At 50.7% G+C, this 16,813-nt stretch carries 17 protein-coding genes; all 17 read left to right on the top strand.

The window, feature by feature from the left end; all coding sequences use genetic code 11:
• Window positions 1–885: stage II sporulation protein P (locus tag IJN28_01695; GenBank protein ID MBQ6712487.1), on the top strand; the 885-nt coding region annotated here is incomplete at its 5' end.
• A gap of 15 nt (window positions 886–900) precedes the next feature.
• Window positions 901–1,218, top strand: a complete 318-nt coding sequence (locus tag IJN28_01690; protein MBQ6712486.1) for a hypothetical protein — start codon at window positions 901–903, stop codon at window positions 1,216–1,218.
• 98 nt (window positions 1,219–1,316) lie between these two features.
• Window positions 1,317–3,164 (top strand): translation elongation factor 4, encoded by a 1,848-nt coding sequence (lepA, locus tag IJN28_01685; GenBank protein ID MBQ6712485.1) that lies wholly within the window; start codon window positions 1,317–1,319, stop codon window positions 3,162–3,164.
• Between the two features lie 10 nt (window positions 3,165–3,174).
• The gene (locus IJN28_01680; GenBank protein ID MBQ6712484.1) at window positions 3,175–4,305 is read left to right on the top strand and encodes an oxygen-independent coproporphyrinogen III oxidase; all 1,131 of its coding nucleotides are present in this window, start codon (window positions 3,175–3,177) and stop codon (window positions 4,303–4,305) included.
• Window positions 4,306–4,419: 114 nt separating this feature from the next.
• Window positions 4,420–5,448, top strand: a complete 1,029-nt coding sequence (hrcA, locus tag IJN28_01675; protein MBQ6712483.1) for a heat-inducible transcription repressor HrcA — start codon at window positions 4,420–4,422, stop codon at window positions 5,446–5,448.
• 22 nt (window positions 5,449–5,470) lie between these two features.
• Entirely contained in the window at window positions 5,471–7,006 is a 1,536-nt protein-coding gene (locus IJN28_01670; protein ID MBQ6712482.1) for a TCP-1/cpn60 chaperonin family protein, read from the top strand.
• 14 nt (window positions 7,007–7,020) lie between these two features.
• Window positions 7,021–7,563 (top strand): nucleotide exchange factor GrpE, encoded by a 543-nt coding sequence (grpE, locus tag IJN28_01665; protein ID MBQ6712481.1) that lies wholly within the window; start codon window positions 7,021–7,023, stop codon window positions 7,561–7,563.
• Between the two features lie 35 nt (window positions 7,564–7,598).
• Complete coding sequence (gene dnaK, locus IJN28_01660; protein ID MBQ6712480.1) at window positions 7,599–9,434, top strand: molecular chaperone DnaK; 1,836 nt, start codon at window positions 7,599–7,601, stop codon at window positions 9,432–9,434.
• Between the two features lie 80 nt (window positions 9,435–9,514).
• Complete coding sequence (dnaJ, locus tag IJN28_01655; protein ID MBQ6712479.1) at window positions 9,515–10,681, top strand: molecular chaperone DnaJ; 1,167 nt, start codon at window positions 9,515–9,517, stop codon at window positions 10,679–10,681.
• Between the two features lie 78 nt (window positions 10,682–10,759).
• A complete protein-coding gene (prmA, locus tag IJN28_01650; GenBank protein ID MBQ6712478.1) occupies window positions 10,760–11,701 on the top strand; it encodes a 50S ribosomal protein L11 methyltransferase in 942 nt (313 codons plus the stop codon).
• Window positions 11,698–12,438 carry a 16S rRNA (uracil(1498)-N(3))-methyltransferase gene (locus tag IJN28_01645; GenBank protein ID MBQ6712477.1) on the top strand — a complete coding sequence of 247 codons (741 nt, stop codon included), beginning with the start codon at window positions 11,698–11,700 and terminating at the stop codon, window positions 12,436–12,438. Before prmA ends, IJN28_01645 begins: the two co-directional genes overlap by 4 nt.
• A 23-nt stretch (window positions 12,439–12,461) precedes the next feature.
• Entirely contained in the window at window positions 12,462–13,757 is a 1,296-nt protein-coding gene (gene mtaB, locus IJN28_01640; GenBank protein ID MBQ6712476.1) for a tRNA (N(6)-L-threonylcarbamoyladenosine(37)-C(2))-methylthiotransferase MtaB, read from the top strand.
• 96 nt (window positions 13,758–13,853) lie between these two features.
• Complete coding sequence (locus tag IJN28_01635; GenBank protein ID MBQ6712475.1) at window positions 13,854–14,201, top strand: histidine triad nucleotide-binding protein; 348 nt, start codon at window positions 13,854–13,856, stop codon at window positions 14,199–14,201.
• Between the two features lie 94 nt (window positions 14,202–14,295).
• On the top strand, window positions 14,296–14,475 hold the full coding sequence (locus tag IJN28_01630; GenBank protein ID MBQ6712474.1) for a 30S ribosomal protein S21: 180 nt from the start codon (window positions 14,296–14,298) through the stop codon (window positions 14,473–14,475).
• Between the two features lie 24 nt (window positions 14,476–14,499).
• Window positions 14,500–14,952 (top strand): GatB/YqeY domain-containing protein, encoded by a 453-nt coding sequence (locus IJN28_01625; GenBank protein MBQ6712473.1) that lies wholly within the window; start codon window positions 14,500–14,502, stop codon window positions 14,950–14,952.
• A 206-nt stretch (window positions 14,953–15,158) separates the two neighbouring features.
• Window positions 15,159–15,797 carry a serine protease gene (locus IJN28_01620; protein MBQ6712472.1) on the top strand — a complete coding sequence of 213 codons (639 nt, stop codon included), beginning with the start codon at window positions 15,159–15,161 and terminating at the stop codon, window positions 15,795–15,797.
• 9 nt (window positions 15,798–15,806) lie between these two features.
• The coding region (gene floA / locus IJN28_01615) for a flotillin-like protein FloA (protein ID MBQ6712471.1) at window positions 15,807–16,813 on the top strand (1,007 nt) is incomplete at its 3' end.

Raw genomic sequence — 16,813 nt, 5'->3', positions numbered from 1 at the left:
CGGGTAGTGCAAGCAGATACGCAGGGGCTTTTACCTACGGGAAAAGAAAGCCTGATGACTGTGATGCCGACGATGTCTGCCTATTACGGCAGGGGCGAAGGCTTGAGATCGGAGATCGTCAGGTGGCTTGGTGAGATGATAGCTGTCGGTACGGGCGTGCGGACAGATAACTTGGTATCGGTCATATCGGTGCAGTTTCCGCATATACAAGAGTCGCCTGTTCGGTCGGTAAGCAAGACCGAATCGCAAGATGCACCGATATTTATGCCGAAGGCGACAGGCGAGGTGCGTGTTGGCATTTATCATACGCATACGGCAGAATCGTTCGTGCCGAGCTTCGGTAAATCGCACGCGGCGGGCGGTCAATGCGGTGAGATCGTTGAAGTGGGCGAGTTTTTGGCACGATCCTTGGCAGAAAAAGGCGTACGTGCCGTCCAAAGCAAAACGGTGCATGACTATCCGAATTTTATGCAGGCATACGGCGCATCGGAAAAAACGGCGAGCGAGATGATCGGAGCATATCCGTCGCTCGATGTTCTGTTCGATATCCATCGTGATGCGTCCAAGCGTGACAGCGTAGCGGTGACGATAGACGGCAAGACGGCAGCGAAGGTACTTATCGTCGTCGCGCAGGGACAAGACGGTCTGCCGCAGCCGCATTGGCAGGAGAACTATCGTTTGGCGAAGGCGATCGAGCAGAAGATGGAAGAGATGTATCCGGGATTGTCGGCAGGTATACAGCTGACGAAATGGCGATACAATCAACATTTGCATCCGCACGCGCTCCTTTTGGAGATCGGTTCACACGAAACCAGCAAGGGTGAAGCGATGCGGAGCATGAAATTGTTCGCCGATGTATTGGCACAGCTTTTGTCGGAACGATGAAAAGGAGGTCGTAGCATGGTTCGGCATATCTTCTTATTCATAGTCGCGATGGCGGTCGGGCTTGGCGCGGCAGACTATCAGGTACGCGATATGCGTGACGGGATCGCCGAAGTGCGTGTATATGGCTGGCAAGTCCACGACAAGGCGATCGATATCGTATGGATGGGCGATGTATATCCTGCCGTATCGTGGAACCATGACGGTGACCTTATCATGGAAGCGGGCGGACTCGACTATAATCTGACGGACGGCAGAGATGGTGTCGTACGAGCGATCGAGGATGGGTATGAGAAGGGTGCCGACTTCATGCAGTCGATGTGGGATGTATGGTGAGATAATTAGATAGAAGGAAACAAGACGGAATTTGTAAGAGGGTATTTCAAAAAATCGTAATTCATAGTATAATTAACATCAAATGTCAGTGAGAAGCTATGCTCGCCTCTTACTCGATAGGCGCAATAATAGGAGGAACGGTTTTCGTGAACAAGAAAAACATTCGTAATTTTTGTATCATCGCACATATCGACCACGGCAAATCGACGATTGCCGACCGTTTGATTGAATATACAGGAGCACTCTCGAAACGAGAAATGGAATCGCAGGTCCTCGACTCGATGGATCTCGAACGTGAACGCGGTATCACGATCAAAGCGCAGTCCGTACGACTTCAATATACGGCAAAAGACGGCGAAACGTATATGCTCAACTTGATCGACACCCCGGGTCACGTCGACTTCACGTACGAAGTATCGCGTTCTCTTGCGGCATGCGAAGGCGCACTTCTTATCGTCGATGCGGCGCAGGGTATCGAAGCGCAGACACTTGCCAACGTATACCTCGCACTCGAACATGATCTTGAAATTATTCCTATCATCAATAAAATAGACTTGCCGAGCGCAGACCCCGACCGTGTCATGCAGGAGATCGAAGATGTCATCGGTCTTGACACCTCGAACGCTGTGCTTGCCAGTGCCAAAACGGGTGAAGGTATCCCCGATATCTTAGAACGTATCGTAGAATACGTGCCCGAACCGAAAGGTGACGACGACAAACCGCTCCAAGCACTCATCTTTGACTCGCATTTCGATGCGTACAAAGGCGTTATCGCGTACGTGCGCGTTATGGACGGTACGATCAAACCGGGCATGCAGCTCAAAATGATGGCGACGAAAAAGACGTTCGACGTAACGGAAGTCGGCGTATTCCGCCCGCACTTGGCAAACGTAGACGGCCTTGATGCAGGTCAGGTAGGCTTCGTCGCAGGCAGTATCAAGAACGTACAAGACGTACGTGTCGGCGATACGATCACAAGCGTGGACAACCCTGCCGCAGAAGCACTCCCCGGCTATCGTAAAGTCACACCGATGGTATACTGCGGTCTGTATCCGGTCGATACGGCCGATTATGATGCGCTCAAAGATGCGCTTGAAAAACTCCAGCTCAACGATGCTTCGCTCGTATTCGAGCCTGAAACTTCGGCGGCACTCGGCTTCGGCTACCGCTGCGGATTCCTCGGACTTCTCCATATGGACGTCGTTCAAGAACGTCTTGAACGTGAGTACAAGCTCAACCTCATCACGACGGCACCGAGCGTAATCTATCACGTATACAAAACAGACGGCGAAATGATTAAGATCGACAACCCGTCAGACCTCCCGTCGCCGCAGCAGATCGACCATATCGACGAACCGTACGTTCGCGCATCGGTCATCGTCCCGAACGATTTCGTCGGCACGGTCATGGAACTGTCGCAGGAAAAACGCGGTGAATTCAAAGAGATCACCTATCTCGACGAAACGCGCGTAACAGTCGTATACCACTTGCCGCTCAGTGAGATCATCTACGACTACTTCGACAGACTCAAATCCTCTACGCGCGGTTATGCGTCGCTCGACTATGAGCTCTGCGGATATCAGACGTCCAAACTCGTCAAACTTGATATCCTCTTAAACGGCGACCCTGTCGATGCGCTCTCGGTCATCGTACATAAAGACAAAGCCGCACAGCGCGGTCGTACGCTCGCCGAAAAACTCAAGGGCATCATTCCGCGACAGATGTTCGAGATCCCGATCCAGGCTGTTGTCGGCAGTAAAGTCATCGCACGTGAAACGGTTCGTGCGATGCGCAAAGACGTTCTTGCGAAATGTTACGGCGGTGACATCACGCGTAAACGTAAGCTCCTCGAAAAACAAAAAGAAGGTAAAAAACGCATGAAGCAAGTCGGCAGTGTAGAAGTACCGCAGGAAGCATTCATGGCGATTTTAAAAATCGACGACTAGGGTGACGCATATGAAACTCGGAATCTATATCCATATTCCGTTTTGCAAGCAAAAATGCTACTATTGCGACTTCCCATCGTATGCAGGCAAAGAAGCGTGTCAGGATAACTATCTTGACGCGCTTCTCTTTGAAATACGGCGGGCGGGTGAGGCTTATCAGGAAAGAGTAGTCGATACCGTCTTTTTCGGCGGGGGGACGCCGTCTGTTCTGCCGAAAGAAGCTCTGCCGCGTATCATCAAGGCACTTGGCAACTCGTTTACGCTTGCAGACGATGCTGAGATCAGCGCAGAAGCCAATCCCGGTACGGTAGATAGGGAGAAGCTTACTGCATGGAGAAAAGCAGGCATCAATCGCATCAGCTTCGGCGTGCAATCGTTTCATGACAGTCTGCTTCGCAGTATCGGCAGGATACACACGGCTGAACAGGCGACAGACGCTATCATGCTTGCGAGAGAAGCAGGCTTCGATAACATCAATCTTGACCTTATCTACGGACTGCCGAGCCAGACGGTCGAGATGCTCCAAAATGATGTAAAGCGGGCAGTATCGCTCGGCATCGAGCATATATCTGTCTACGGGCTGATCGTTGAAGAAGATACTGTGCTTGAGCAGATGGTCGAAGAAGAAAAAGTTACTTTGCCGAGCGATGAAGACGAAGAAGCGATGTACGATCATGTCACGACGTACTTAGAAGAGATCGGCTATCATCGCTACGAGATATCGAACTATGCCAAAGGCGGCAAAGTCTGCCGACACAATCTGAAATACTGGCAGTTCGCCGACTATCTCGGCTTCGGTTCGGCGGCACATTCGTTCGTAGGCGGCAAGCGATTTGCCAACGAACGCAGTATCGACGACTATATCCGCCGTATGACAAAAGAAGGCACCGCACGCCTTGGTGATGAAGACGAAACGATGGAAGAACTCAGAGGAGAATATGTATTCCTCGCGCTTCGTACGGTACAAGGTGTCGATACGGAAGATTTTCAAAAGACGTTCGGCATGGATTTTTTTGCGCAATACGGAGATATTATAAACAGAATGATGACGGAAGGCCTGCTTACAAAGGACGGACGATATATTCGCCTGACGAAACTCGGCATGAAGTACGGCAACCGTGTATTTGCCCAATTTGTATGAAAAAAATTGGGCATTTTTGTTCATTTTGCTTGACATTCCACCGCAATGGTGGTATTTTTTTATTAGAAATTAGCACTCGCACTCGTTGAGTGCTAACAACAGGAGCGAACAGCCATGTTAGATGAAAGAAAGAAAAAGATACTTCAAGCAATTATCAATGACTATATCTTGACTGCCGAGCCTGTCGGGTCGCGTACGATCGCCAGAAAATATAATCTCGGTGTCGGGCCTGCTACCATCCGTAACGAGATGGCAGACCTCGAGCTTCTCGGCTTTATTGAACAGCTCCATACTTCTTCGGGACGCGTTCCGTCCGAGAAGGGGTATCGTTTCTATGTTGATTCGCTTCTTGCGCCGATGAGTGTATCGGAAGAGGACAGAGAAATGCTGACCAGATGGTATCAGGCGAAGTCGCTCAAGATGGAAGAGGTTTTCCAAGAAACGGCGCGCATGATTTCTCATATGACGCATAATATTTCATTGGTATCCGCACCACAGCTTACGGGCTGTAAGTTCAAATATCTGCAATTTCTTCCGCTCGATGAACAGCGTGTCATCGCCGTCATCGTGACTGATACGGGATACGTCGATAATAAGATCATGATGATTCCCGAAGGCGCAACGGAAGAAGACCTTCGCCGCATCAGTGAAAGCATCAACCGCCGTTTGAGCGGGATGTCGATCGGTGCGATCAAGCGTTCGATCGTAGAACAGGCTCGTGACGAGATCATTCCGAACGAGAAGATGGTGACATCAGCCATCGACACGATCATGGATGTTATGACTGCCCGCCAGAAAGAAAAAGTCTACTTGGGCGGTACGACACAGATGCTTCAGCAACCGGAGTTCCGCAACGTCGACAAGATACAGACGATGCTCTCTGTCTTGGAAGAAGAATCGCGTCTTAACGATATTTTGCAAGAAGGCGCAGAAGATGGTATCATAGTAAAGATTGGCCAAGAGAACAAGTGCAGTGACATTCATAATTGCAGTGTCGTACAGGCAACATACCGCATCGACGGTGAAGTCGTCGGCAAGGTCGCCGTTCTCGGCCCGACACGTATGGAATACGGTCGTATCATCGCACTTCTCAAGTTCATGCACACGCATCTCGGTAACCTGTTAAAAGGCTACCGCGGATAAGCGAAGTTGAGGAGCTGTTGATATGGAAGAAACAAAACATGCTCGCGATGAAATAAAGTCCGCGCTTGAAGTCAATGCGCAAGCAGTACGGGCAGTCGTCGCAGCAGTAGAAGGCACGATCGGGCCGAAAGGTCTTGATACGATGCTGATAGACAAAGAGGGCAATGTCATCATCACGAACGATGGGGCAACGATCCTCGAACAAATGGAGATTCATCACCCGATAGCACGGCTCTTGATCCATACCGCCCGCGCACAAAAAGATGCGGTCGGCGACGGAACGACGACAGCGACGGTGCTGGCAGGTGCGATGGTGGAGGAAGGTATCCGCCAGATAGCAAAAGGCGTCCCCGTTACGAAAGTAACGGAAGGGATCGCCAAAGCCGCTTCTTATGTGACGGAGGTGCTTGACGCGATGTCGCACAAAGAAGCAAGTGATGAAGAGCTGTATCGGTTGGCAAAGACCGCCGGACGGCAAAACGCACAAGTCGCAGACGCGGCGATGTGCGCCGTCGATGTGATAGGACGCGACCGCATCATAGGAGATGATATTCGTCTTGCCGATTGGGTCACGTCGGAAGTCGGCGCAGAAACAGAGGTGACAGCAGGTGTCACGCTCTGCACAGGTTACATGAATCACGTACAGCCTATCGAGAAGAAACGCGTTCGGATAGCAGTATTCGACGATGCACTTGAACCGATGCGCATGGAACGTGACGCGCTTCGTACAGAGATCGGAGCACAGAGATATCTTCTCCTGCAAGAAGAATTCTGCAAGGGAGTCACAAGGCTCGTTGAGGCAGGTGTCGGTCTTGTTATCGCCGACCGCGGTATCGATCCGATGGCAGAAGCCATCCTCTCCGAAGCAGGTATCCTCACAATGGCGAGGGTAGATGCATGCGAGTGGAAACGCATCCTGCTCCATACAAAGGCAAGACCGCTCAAACGAACGATGCTGTCAAGACCGATCGAAGTGTGGCAAGATGCATTAGGCGAAGTCAAGCACATCAGTCGGGACGAAGGCAAACAGCAAGTTCGTGTGGCGGGAGGCAAGGGTCAGCCGATGGCAACGATCATTGTCGGAGCGCCGACTGCAGACCTGGCAGAGGAGAAAAAACGCATCACACAAGATGCCGTATCCGCGGTGCAGAGCGCACTACGCGGAGGCTGGGTATCGGGCGGCGGTGCAGCAGAGATCGCTCTGGCAAGAGCCCTCGAACAAAAACGCGCGAGCGTCTGTGATATGACGGGATACGGTATGGATTGTGTGAAACGTGCACTCTTGGAACCTGTCTATCAGATGATCCGCAACGCAGGGTATCATCCGCTGGAAAAAGCGGAAGCAGTATTATCATGCCAGCAGGAATATAAAACCGATCAATACGGTTTTGACTGTGACAATGGCAATCCCGCCGATATGAAGAAGCTTGGTGTCCTTGACTCGGCACTTGTCAAACGACAAGCCATCAAGGCGGCGAGTGAAGTAGCATCGGCGATCCTAAAGGTGAACGCCATCGTTCGCATGAGACCGCAGACGATAGAAGACAGATATGAGTGAGGGAGAAACGCTACATGACAGAACAAGAAAAAGAGATATTGCAGTCGACTGAAGCTGCAGAGGTTGCCGAAGAGGCAGCGACTGCCGAAGTAAGCGAACTGCAGCAAGTGAAAGAGCAGCTCGTCATTCTCCAAGCTGAGCTCGAAGAACAAAAAGACCGCTATCTTCGCTTGCAAGCCGACTACGACAATTATCGTCGCAGAACGCAAAAAGAAAAATCGGAATTGTCTATTCAGGTAACGCAGGACTTAATTGCAGACCTCTTGCCGGTCGTAGACAATTTTGAACGTGCGCTTGCGGCCACAGGCCAAGATGCAGACAGCATCCGCGCAGGCGTAGAGATGGTCAACAGACAGTTCGTATCGATCCTCGAGCAGAACGGTCTCGAAGCCATCAACACGGAAGATGCACAGTTTGATCCGAACTTTCACCAAGCCGTTATGCGCGAAGAAAATACCGAAAAACCCGATGGCACGATCTTGCAGGAACTGCAAAAAGGCTATATGGTCAAAGGTAAAACGATTCGTCCAAGCATGGTTAAAGTAAGTTTCCAATAAATTAAGATAAGCAGAAATGAAAGGGGATTATCATTATGTCTAAAGTAATTGGTATAGACTTAGGTACAACAAACTCGGTAGTAGCAGTTATGGAAGGTGGCGAACCGACCGTTATCACGAATACGGAAGGCAGCCGCATCACTCCGTCCGTCGTAGGTTTCTCCAAAACGGGCGAACGTCTTGTAGGTCAGCTTGCAAAACGTCAGGCTGTATCGAACCCTGATCGTACGATCAGCTCTATCAAACGTGAAATGGGTACCAACTACAAAGTATCCATCGAAGACAAAAACTACTCGCCGCAAGAGATCTCGGCAATGGTTCTCCAGAAACTCAAAGCCGATGCAGAAGCATATCTCGGCACGACGGTAACGCAGGCAGTTATCACGGTTCCTGCATACTTCAATGACAGCCAGCGTCAGGCAACGAAAGATGCCGGTAAGATCGCAGGCCTTGAAGTTCTCCGTATCATCAACGAACCGACAGCAGCAGCTCTCGCATACGGTATGGACAAAGTAGACGACCAGACGGTTCTCGTATTCGACCTCGGCGGCGGTACGTTCGACGTATCCATCCTCGAACTCGCTGACGGTGTATTCGAAGTAAAAGCAACGAGCGGCAACAACCGTCTTGGTGGTGACGACTTCGACGAAAAAGTAATGAACTGGATGATCGCTGAATTCAAAAAAGAAAACGGCATCGACCTCTCCGCAGACAAAATGGCTCTCCAGCGCTTGCGTGAAGCGGCAGAAAAAGCAAAAATCGAGCTCTCCACAGTCATGACGACGAACATCAACCTTCCGTTCATCACGGCAGACGCTACGGGTCCGAAACATTTGGACCTCAACCTCAGCCGTGCCAAATTCGATGAACTTACGGCAGACCTCGTAGAAGCTACGATGGCACCGACTCGTCAGGCACTCAAAGACGCAGGGCTTGAACCGAGCGATATCGCTAAGATCATCCTCGTTGGTGGTTCGAGCCGTATTCCTGCTGTACAGGATGCCATCAAAAAATACTTGGGCAAAGAACCGCACCGCGGTATCAACCCGGACGAATGCGTTGCAGTCGGCGCGGCTATCCAAGCAGGTGTACTCGCAGGCGATGTCAAAGACGTACTTCTTCTCGACGTAACGCCGCTCTCCCTCGGTATCGAAACGCTCGGTGGCGTATGCACGAAAATCATCGAACGCAATACGACGATCCCGACGAAAAAAAGCCAGGTATTCTCCACGGCAGCAGACAATCAGCCGTCCGTAGATATCCATGTTCTCCAGGGTGAACGTGAAATGGCAGCCGACAACAAAACGCTCGGTCGCTTTGAACTCTCCGACATTCCGCCGGCACCGCGCGGAGTACCGCGTATCGAAGTTACGTTCGATATCGATGCCAACGGTATCGTACACGTATCGGCGAAAGACCTCGGTACGGGCAAAGAACAGAAGATCACGATCACTTCCTCCGGTGCAATGAGCCAGGAAGATATCGAAAAAATGGTCAAAGAAGCAGAAGCTCATGCGGCTGAAGATAAAAAACGCAAAGAAGAGATCGAGATCAGAAACAACGGCGATAGTCTTGTATACCAAGCTGAAAAAGCGATCAAAGACCTCGGCGACAAAGCTGATGCAGGCCTCGTAAGCAAAGTACAGGCAGGCGTTGACAAACTCAAAGAATCGCTCAAAGGAACAGACTCCGCAGCGATCAAAGCTGATACGGATGCACTCATGGCAGTCATCAACGAAATGGCATCGGCAGCATACCAGGCAGCAGGTGCACAGCAGGACGGCCAGCAGGCTCCGGGCGCAGGCGCACAGCAGGCAAAAGATGATGTCGTAGACGCAGATTACACCGTTGTAGACGACGAGAAAAAATAAGAAACAGTATGACAAAGGGCTCCGCTTGTAAGCGGAGTCCTGTCGTGCTTGATTTTCGATAAGAATTTGGGTGGTGCAAAGTGAGTAAACGCGATTATTATGAGGTGCTCGGCGTAGAAAAAGGCGCGTCCGAGGACGAGATCAAAAAGGCTTTCCGTAAGTTGGCACGAAAATACCATCCCGATATGAATCGTGACGACCCGAAAGCAGCAGAAGAAAAGTTCAAAGAAGCAAACGAAGCCTACGAAGTACTGTCCAATTCGGAAAAACGTGCACAGTATGACCAGTTCGGCCATGCCGCATTCGATCCGTCGCAGGGCGGTGGTCAAGGCGGCTTCGGCGGCGGTGGCTTCGGTGGAGGTTTTGGCGGCTTTGGCGGATTCGGCGATATCTTCGGCGATATCTTCGGTCAAGGCGGATTCGGTGGCGGCGCACGCCGCAACGGCCCCGAACGCGGTGCAGACCTCCGTTATGATATGGAGATCACATTTGAAGAAGCGGCATTCGGTACGGAAAAAGACGTACAGATCCCGCGTACCGAAACGTGTAAAACGTGCAGCGGTACAGGCAGTGCACCGGGATCGCAGCCCGAAACTTGCTCTGTCTGTCACGGCAGCGGTCAAGTGCAGTTCATGCAGAACACACCGTTTGGCAGAATGGCAAGCGTCCGCGCCTGCGACCATTGCGGCGGTACGGGTCAGATCATCAAAAATCCGTGTAAAGACTGCCGCGGCAGAGGTACGGTCAAAGCAAGAAGAAGCATTCACATCAAAGTTCCCGCAGGTGTTGACAGCGGTTCGCGTCTGCGCGTGAGCGGTGAGGGTGAAGCAGGCCTTCGCGGAGGCCCGAGCGGCGACCTCTACGTATACATCTACGTTCGTCCGCACAAACTGTTCGTCCGCAACGACAACGATGTCGTCTGCGAAGTACCTGTCACGTTCGTACAGGCTTCGCTCGGTGACGAGATCGAAGTACCGACACTCGACGGCAAAGTAAAAATGAAGATACCCGCAGGTACGCAGTCCGGTACGATCCTTCGCATGAAAGGCAGAGGTATCCCGTATCTTCGCGGACAGGGCAGACGCGGTGACCAGCATGTACGTGTCAAAGTATTGACACCGCAAAAACTTAACGATCGCCAGAAGGAACTCTTGAGAGAATTCGCAAAAGAAGGCGGTTCCAACGTCAATCCCGAACAGCGTTCGTTCTTCAAAAAATTAGAAGACTTATTCAAAGGCAATAACTAAGAAAACAGCAGCCGAGAGATGATCTTATCTCTCGGCAGTTGTCGTATGTAATCGATGGCAAAAAGGAGCGAATCCACTATGAGCTGGGCAGAAATCAGCATACAAACGACACATGAAGCAACAGAAGCCGTTGCGGAGATATTTCATGAAGTAGGTGCAACGGGCGTTGTCATCGAGGATCCCGAATTGATCGAAGAATATCGTCGCTCGGGTGTATGGGACTATTGCGGTATTCCCGAAGCGGAAGACAACAGCGTTGTAACGGTCAAAGCATATCTTATCATCAATGCAGAACTCGAAGACAAAATGAGCCGTTTCAAAGCGCGTGTCGAAGAACTCGCGAACTACGGCATCGACAAAGGCAAAGGCATCATCACGTGGCAGGAGATCAAAGAAGAAGACTGGGAAAACTCGTGGAAAGAATATTTCCATGCGACAAAAGTCGGTGAACGCATCGTTATCAAACCGTCTTGGGAAGAATACGACGCGCAGGAAGGCGAAGTCGTACTCGACCTCGACCCGGGCATGGCATTCGGCACGGGCACGCATCATACGACGGCAATGTGTCTTAGACTCTTGGAAGGCCTCGTAAAACCGAATCAAGAAATTTTTGATATCGGTACAGGCTCGGGCGTCCTCTCTATCGCGGCGGCAAAACTCGGCGCAACGAAAATTCTTGCCGTTGACTACGATGAGCTTGCCGTTCGTATCGCCGCAGAAAATGTTGCGGCAAACCATACGGAAGATATCATCACGACAAGACAGGGCGACCTCTTCAAAGGTATTGAAGGCGAAGCGGATATCGTTATTGCCAATATCATCGCCGATATCATCATCAGACTTCTCCCCGATGCACCGAGCCACTTGAAAAAAGACGGCCGTATGATAACGAGCGGTATCATCCAAGACCGCATCGACGATGTTATCGCATCGGCAGAGGTAAACGGCATGGTCGTAGAACATATCGAACGTTCGGGCGACTGGGCAGCGATGATCCTTCGCCGTGGTGACGGACAATGAGAAGATTTTTTTTAAATGGCATCATCAGCGAAACGATGGAGCTGACAGGTACGGATGCCCATCATATCGCACGCGTTCTTCGTATGGCAGTCGGTGACAATGTCATTATTGCCGATGAAAACGAGCATACCGCAAAGGCAGAGATAACTGCCATCACCGATGAAGTCGTCACCTTATCGTTGATAGAATATCTCGAAGACGATTCCGAGCCGATGGTCAAAGTTCGCCTTGCGCAATGTCTGCCCAAGAGCGATAAGATGGAATTCATCGTACAAAAGGCAGTCGAGCTTGGTGCAATATCTATTCAGCCTATCAACTCGGAAAATTGTGTCGTCAAATATACGGCAGACAAGCAGGCAAAACGTGTGGAACGATGGCAAAAGATCGCCCACGAAGCAGCCAAACAATGTAAACGTGCCGCTGTGCCGACAGTCGAGCCCATCATCACGCTGAAAGAATTTTTATCGCGTGTTGATGGTGATGAAACGGTACTCTTCTGCTACGAAGCAGAAGACGGTCGTACACTCCGCCAAGCACTCTTGGCGCATCAAGCAGAAAAATATACTGTTCTCATCGGCCCCGAAGGTGGATTTTCGCCCGAGGAAGCAAGACTGTGCCGAGAGATGGGCGCATATCCCGTTTCACTTGGCAGTCGTATCCTTCGGACGGAAACGGCATCTCTTGCCGCTTTGACGATGGTACTCTACGCACACGGTGAGCTTGGTGGTGCGATTTGAGCGGAATAATAGGAGGAAATAAAATGCAGCGTCGCGCAGCATTTGCAACACTCGGTTGCAAAGTCAACCAATATGAAACGGAAAGCATGGAAGGACTCTTTAAGACGCACGGCTATGAGCTTGTTTCGTTCAGCGAAGAAGCAGACGTCTATGTTATCAATACATGCTCCGTCACACAGCTCGGAGAGAAAAAATCGCGCCAGCTCATTCGTCGTGCGCATCGCATGAACCCTGCGGCCGTTGTCGCGGTAACGGGTTGCTACGCGCAGGCAGAAGCAGAAACGATACGCGCTATGGAAGGCGTCGGAGTCGTCATCGGCACACGCGAGCGCGGTCGCATCGTCGAGCTTGTCGAAGAAGCGATGGCCAGCGGTCAGACGCAAGACGTCGTCGGTAATATTATGGAAGCCGATACGTTCGAGGATATTCCGCTCACGGAATGGCCGCTTCGTACACGCGCCTTTCTTAAGATACAAGAAGGATGTACGAACTTCTGTACGTACTGCATCATACCGTATACGCGCGGACCGCTTCGCTCGCGTCCTGTGGACAGCATCCGCGAAGAAGCACGTCGTTTGGCAGAGGGCGGATTCCATGAGATCGTCTTGACGGGTATCCATCTCGGTGCGTACGGTCGCGACTTGACGGACGATATCGACCTTGCCGATGCGGCGCAGGCGGTACTCGATGCGGGCGGGATCAAACGTCTTCGCATCGGTTCCTTGGAGTCGATCGAAGTATCGCCGAAATTGCTTGCGCTCTTGAAAGAAGACGGCCGTATCTGTCACCATCTCCACTTGCCCTTGCAAGCGGGTCACGATGTCGTACTCAAAGCGATGAACCGTCACTATACGGCGGCAGAGTTCAAAGACCTGCTCGCGCATCTCTTATCCGAAGTCCCCGACCTTGCTATCACGACCGATATCATCGTCGGATTCCCCGGCGAAACGGATGAGATATTTGAAGAAACGCTCAAATATGTCGAGTCCCTTCCGCTTTCGGGTATGCACGTCTTCCCGTATTCGCGCCGTAAAGGCACGCCTGCCGCATCGTATCCGAATCAAGTCGAAGAATCGGTCAAAAAAGAACGTGCGCATCGCATGGGACAGCTTGCCGAACAGAAAGCGCAAGACTATGCCGCGACGTGGATCGGTAAAGATGTCGAGATTCTCGTAGAGAGATGCACAGACGGACGGATAGAAGGACTGACGCCGCAGTATATTCGTGTTCATGCCGAAGGACAAGCCGAAGAAGGCACGTTCCTTACTGTATGTCCGCAGAAAGTAACAGAAGCGGGCTTGTGGGCAGTCGTGAAATAATCTGAATATTAAGCAGGATTTTTGCCCGAAAGGGCGAATTATTCTATGGATATTATGCAAATAGGTCGTGATGACACGAAAGGAGGTGCGTGGGAAATGGAAAACAACTGCATTTTTTGTAAGATCGCAGCGAAAGAGATCCCGAGCAATGTTGTATACGAAGATGACAAAATGATCGTATTCCATGATATCAGCCCGGCGGCTCCTGTTCATGTACTTGCGATCCCGAAAAAACATATCGACAGCGTGCTTGCTTTGACAGCAGAAGATGAATCTTTGATGGGTCATATGATGCGTGTAATGGCAAAGGTCGCTGCAGACCTCGGTGTTGACGAAAAAGGCTTCCGTATCGTAACGAATACGAAAGAGGACGGCGGTCAGACGGTCAATCACTTACATTTTCACTTAATTGGCGGAAGAAGTATGCAATGGCCGCCAGGTTGATGTTGACAAAGGCATTTTGCTCTTGTATAATGGATTAGTGTATATGAAAAATATACTCCCGAAACAGTGTTTAATTTGGAGGGAGGGGAAATAAATGTCGGAAGTTAAAGTTGGAAAAAATGAAACGATTGATAGTGCGCTCCGCCGCTTTAAACGTACGTGTCAGAAAGCTGGTACTTTGGCTGAAGTAAGAAAACGTGAACACTACGAAAAACCGAGCGTAAAACGCAAGAAAAAATCCGAAGCTGCACGTAAACGTAAATTCAAAGCGTAACGCACAGCAGGAGGTCATCTTACGATGTCGTTAAGAGAACAATTGAACGCAGATAAGAAAGAAGCTATGAAGGCTCGCGAAGCCGGCAAACTTCGTCTTTCTGTTATTCGTATGGTCTGGGCCAACATCAGTAACCTCGAAATCGAAAAGAAGAGAGAGCTGACGGAAGAAGAGATCGCAGGCGTTATTGCCAAAGAAGTCAAGATGAGAAAAGATTCCATCGAAGAGTTCAAAAAAGGCAACCGCGCCGACCTCGTTGAGCAGGCCGAGCAGGAAGTAGCGGTATTGATGCCGTATCTTCCACAGCAAATGAGCGAAGAAGAAGTTCGTCAAGTCGTTGCAGATACGATCGCTGAAGTCGGTGCAGCATCTGTCAAAGAGATGGGCAAAGTAATGTCCGCGTTGATGCCGAAGGTCAAAGGTCGTGCAGATGGCAAGCTTGTCAACACGATCGTTCGCGAATTGCTGCAGAAATGATAAAAAAAGCAGGTACAGAATGTTGTACCTGCTTTTTTGTATCTTTAAATAGGAAAAGAATCGCTTATCAAAGGGAATTCAAATTGTAAATCTTCTGAAAAAATGTTATATTGTAGCCAAGCAAGTATATCATATCATGCAGCGTTTCCAAGAATCGCTTCCAAGGAAATGCAGTGTAAAATCGAATAAAGAAGGGAGGCATGGTTATGACGATCTTTGCAGATCTTCATACGATGATGAATGTGCTTCTTTTAGCGGTCGTGTTTATTGCGATCCTGACAGAGATCAAGACAGCCGGTATGGGTGTCGGTGCGATCATCGGTCTGGTGGGCGCAGGGATATTTTTCTATGCGCAATCGCAGAGCGGTACGGTCGGCTGGTGGGAGATCGGGCTGTTCCTCTTGGGAACGCTGTTCCTTCTGATGGAGATCCTTTTCACAGGTGTCGGACTTTTTGCTGTGCTGGGCATCAGCAGTATCTTCGTCAGCCTGATCTGGGCGATGGGCGGCGATATCGATGCCGTTAAGGTTCTGCTCGCGGGTCTTGTCTTGGCGGTCATAGCGTTCGCGTTTATTGCGACGAAACTTCCGAGCAGTAAGCTGTGGGAACGTGTTGTTCTGCGCGAAACAGAATCGGCTGAAGCAGGGTATAATAGTGTGGACGACTACGGTATGCTCGTCGGCAAGGAAGGCATCGTTACGGCAGAACTTCGTCCTTCGGGTAAGGTAGAGATCAACGGCAAGATATATGATGTCGTTTCAACGGGTGCCTACATCGAAGAAGGCGAACGTGTCGTTGTAGCGGAAGCCGTCGGTATGCGTATCGTCGTGCACCGCGTAAAATAAAAGGAGGTCATGAGATTGTTTGATTTATTGGGAACAGGTTTTGTATTTATTCTGATCGTATTGGGTATCGGTCTTTTCTTCCACTTCGTACCGATCGGACTGTGGATATCCGCAATGGCGGCAGGTGTTCATGTCGGTATCATGACGCTTATCGGGATGCGTCTTCGTCGTGTACCGCCGTCGAATATCGTGCTTCCGCTTATCAAAGCGAACAAAGCAGGCCTTACGGTCAACGTCAATCAGCTGGAAGCACATTTCCTCGCAGGCGGTAACGTAGACCGCGTCGTCGATGCGCTTATTGCGGCACATCGTGCACAGATACCGCTTACGTTTGAACGCTCGGCGGCGATCGACCTTGCAGGTCGTGATGTACTCGAGGCAGTACAGATGAGCGTTAATCCGAAAGTTATCGAAACGCCTGTCGTATCGGCTGTGGCGCAGAACGGTATCGAGCTGAAGATCAAGGCGCGTGTTACGGTACGCGCCAACATCGACCGTCTTGTCGGTGGTGCCGGTGAAGCGACGATCATCGCGCGTGTCGGTGAAGGGATCGTTACGACAGTCGGTTCGTCGGACGATCATAAAGACGTGCTCGCGAATCCTGATGATATCTCGCGTACCGTTCTTGACAAAGGTCTTGATGCGGGAACGGCGTTCGAGATATTGTCTATTGATATCGCCGATGTCGATGTCGGCCGCAACATCGGTGCGGAACTGATGACAGACCAAGCCGAAGCAGACAAACGCATCGCACAGGCAAAAGCCGAAGAACGTCGTGCGATGGCTGTTGCCAAAGAACAAGAAATGAAAGCATATACGCAAGAGATGAATGCCAAAGTCGTAGAAGCCGAAGCGGAAGTACCGCATGCGATGGCGATGGCACTTCGCGAAGGCAAACTCGGTGTCATGGATTATTACAACATGCATAACGTCATGGCGGATACGAAGATGCGTGAAGCGATCGGCGGTGTTTCTGCCGATAACAAACGCGCTTCGCATATGGAAGAAGAGCAAGG

It is taken from the genome of Selenomonadales bacterium, from assembly GCA_017442105.1.
In the GTDB taxonomy this organism is placed as follows: Bacteria; Bacillota; Negativicutes; order RGIG982; family RGIG982; genus RGIG982.
Note: the sequence above shows the minus strand (reverse complement) of the source record. Positions and strands in the feature narration are given on the sequence as shown.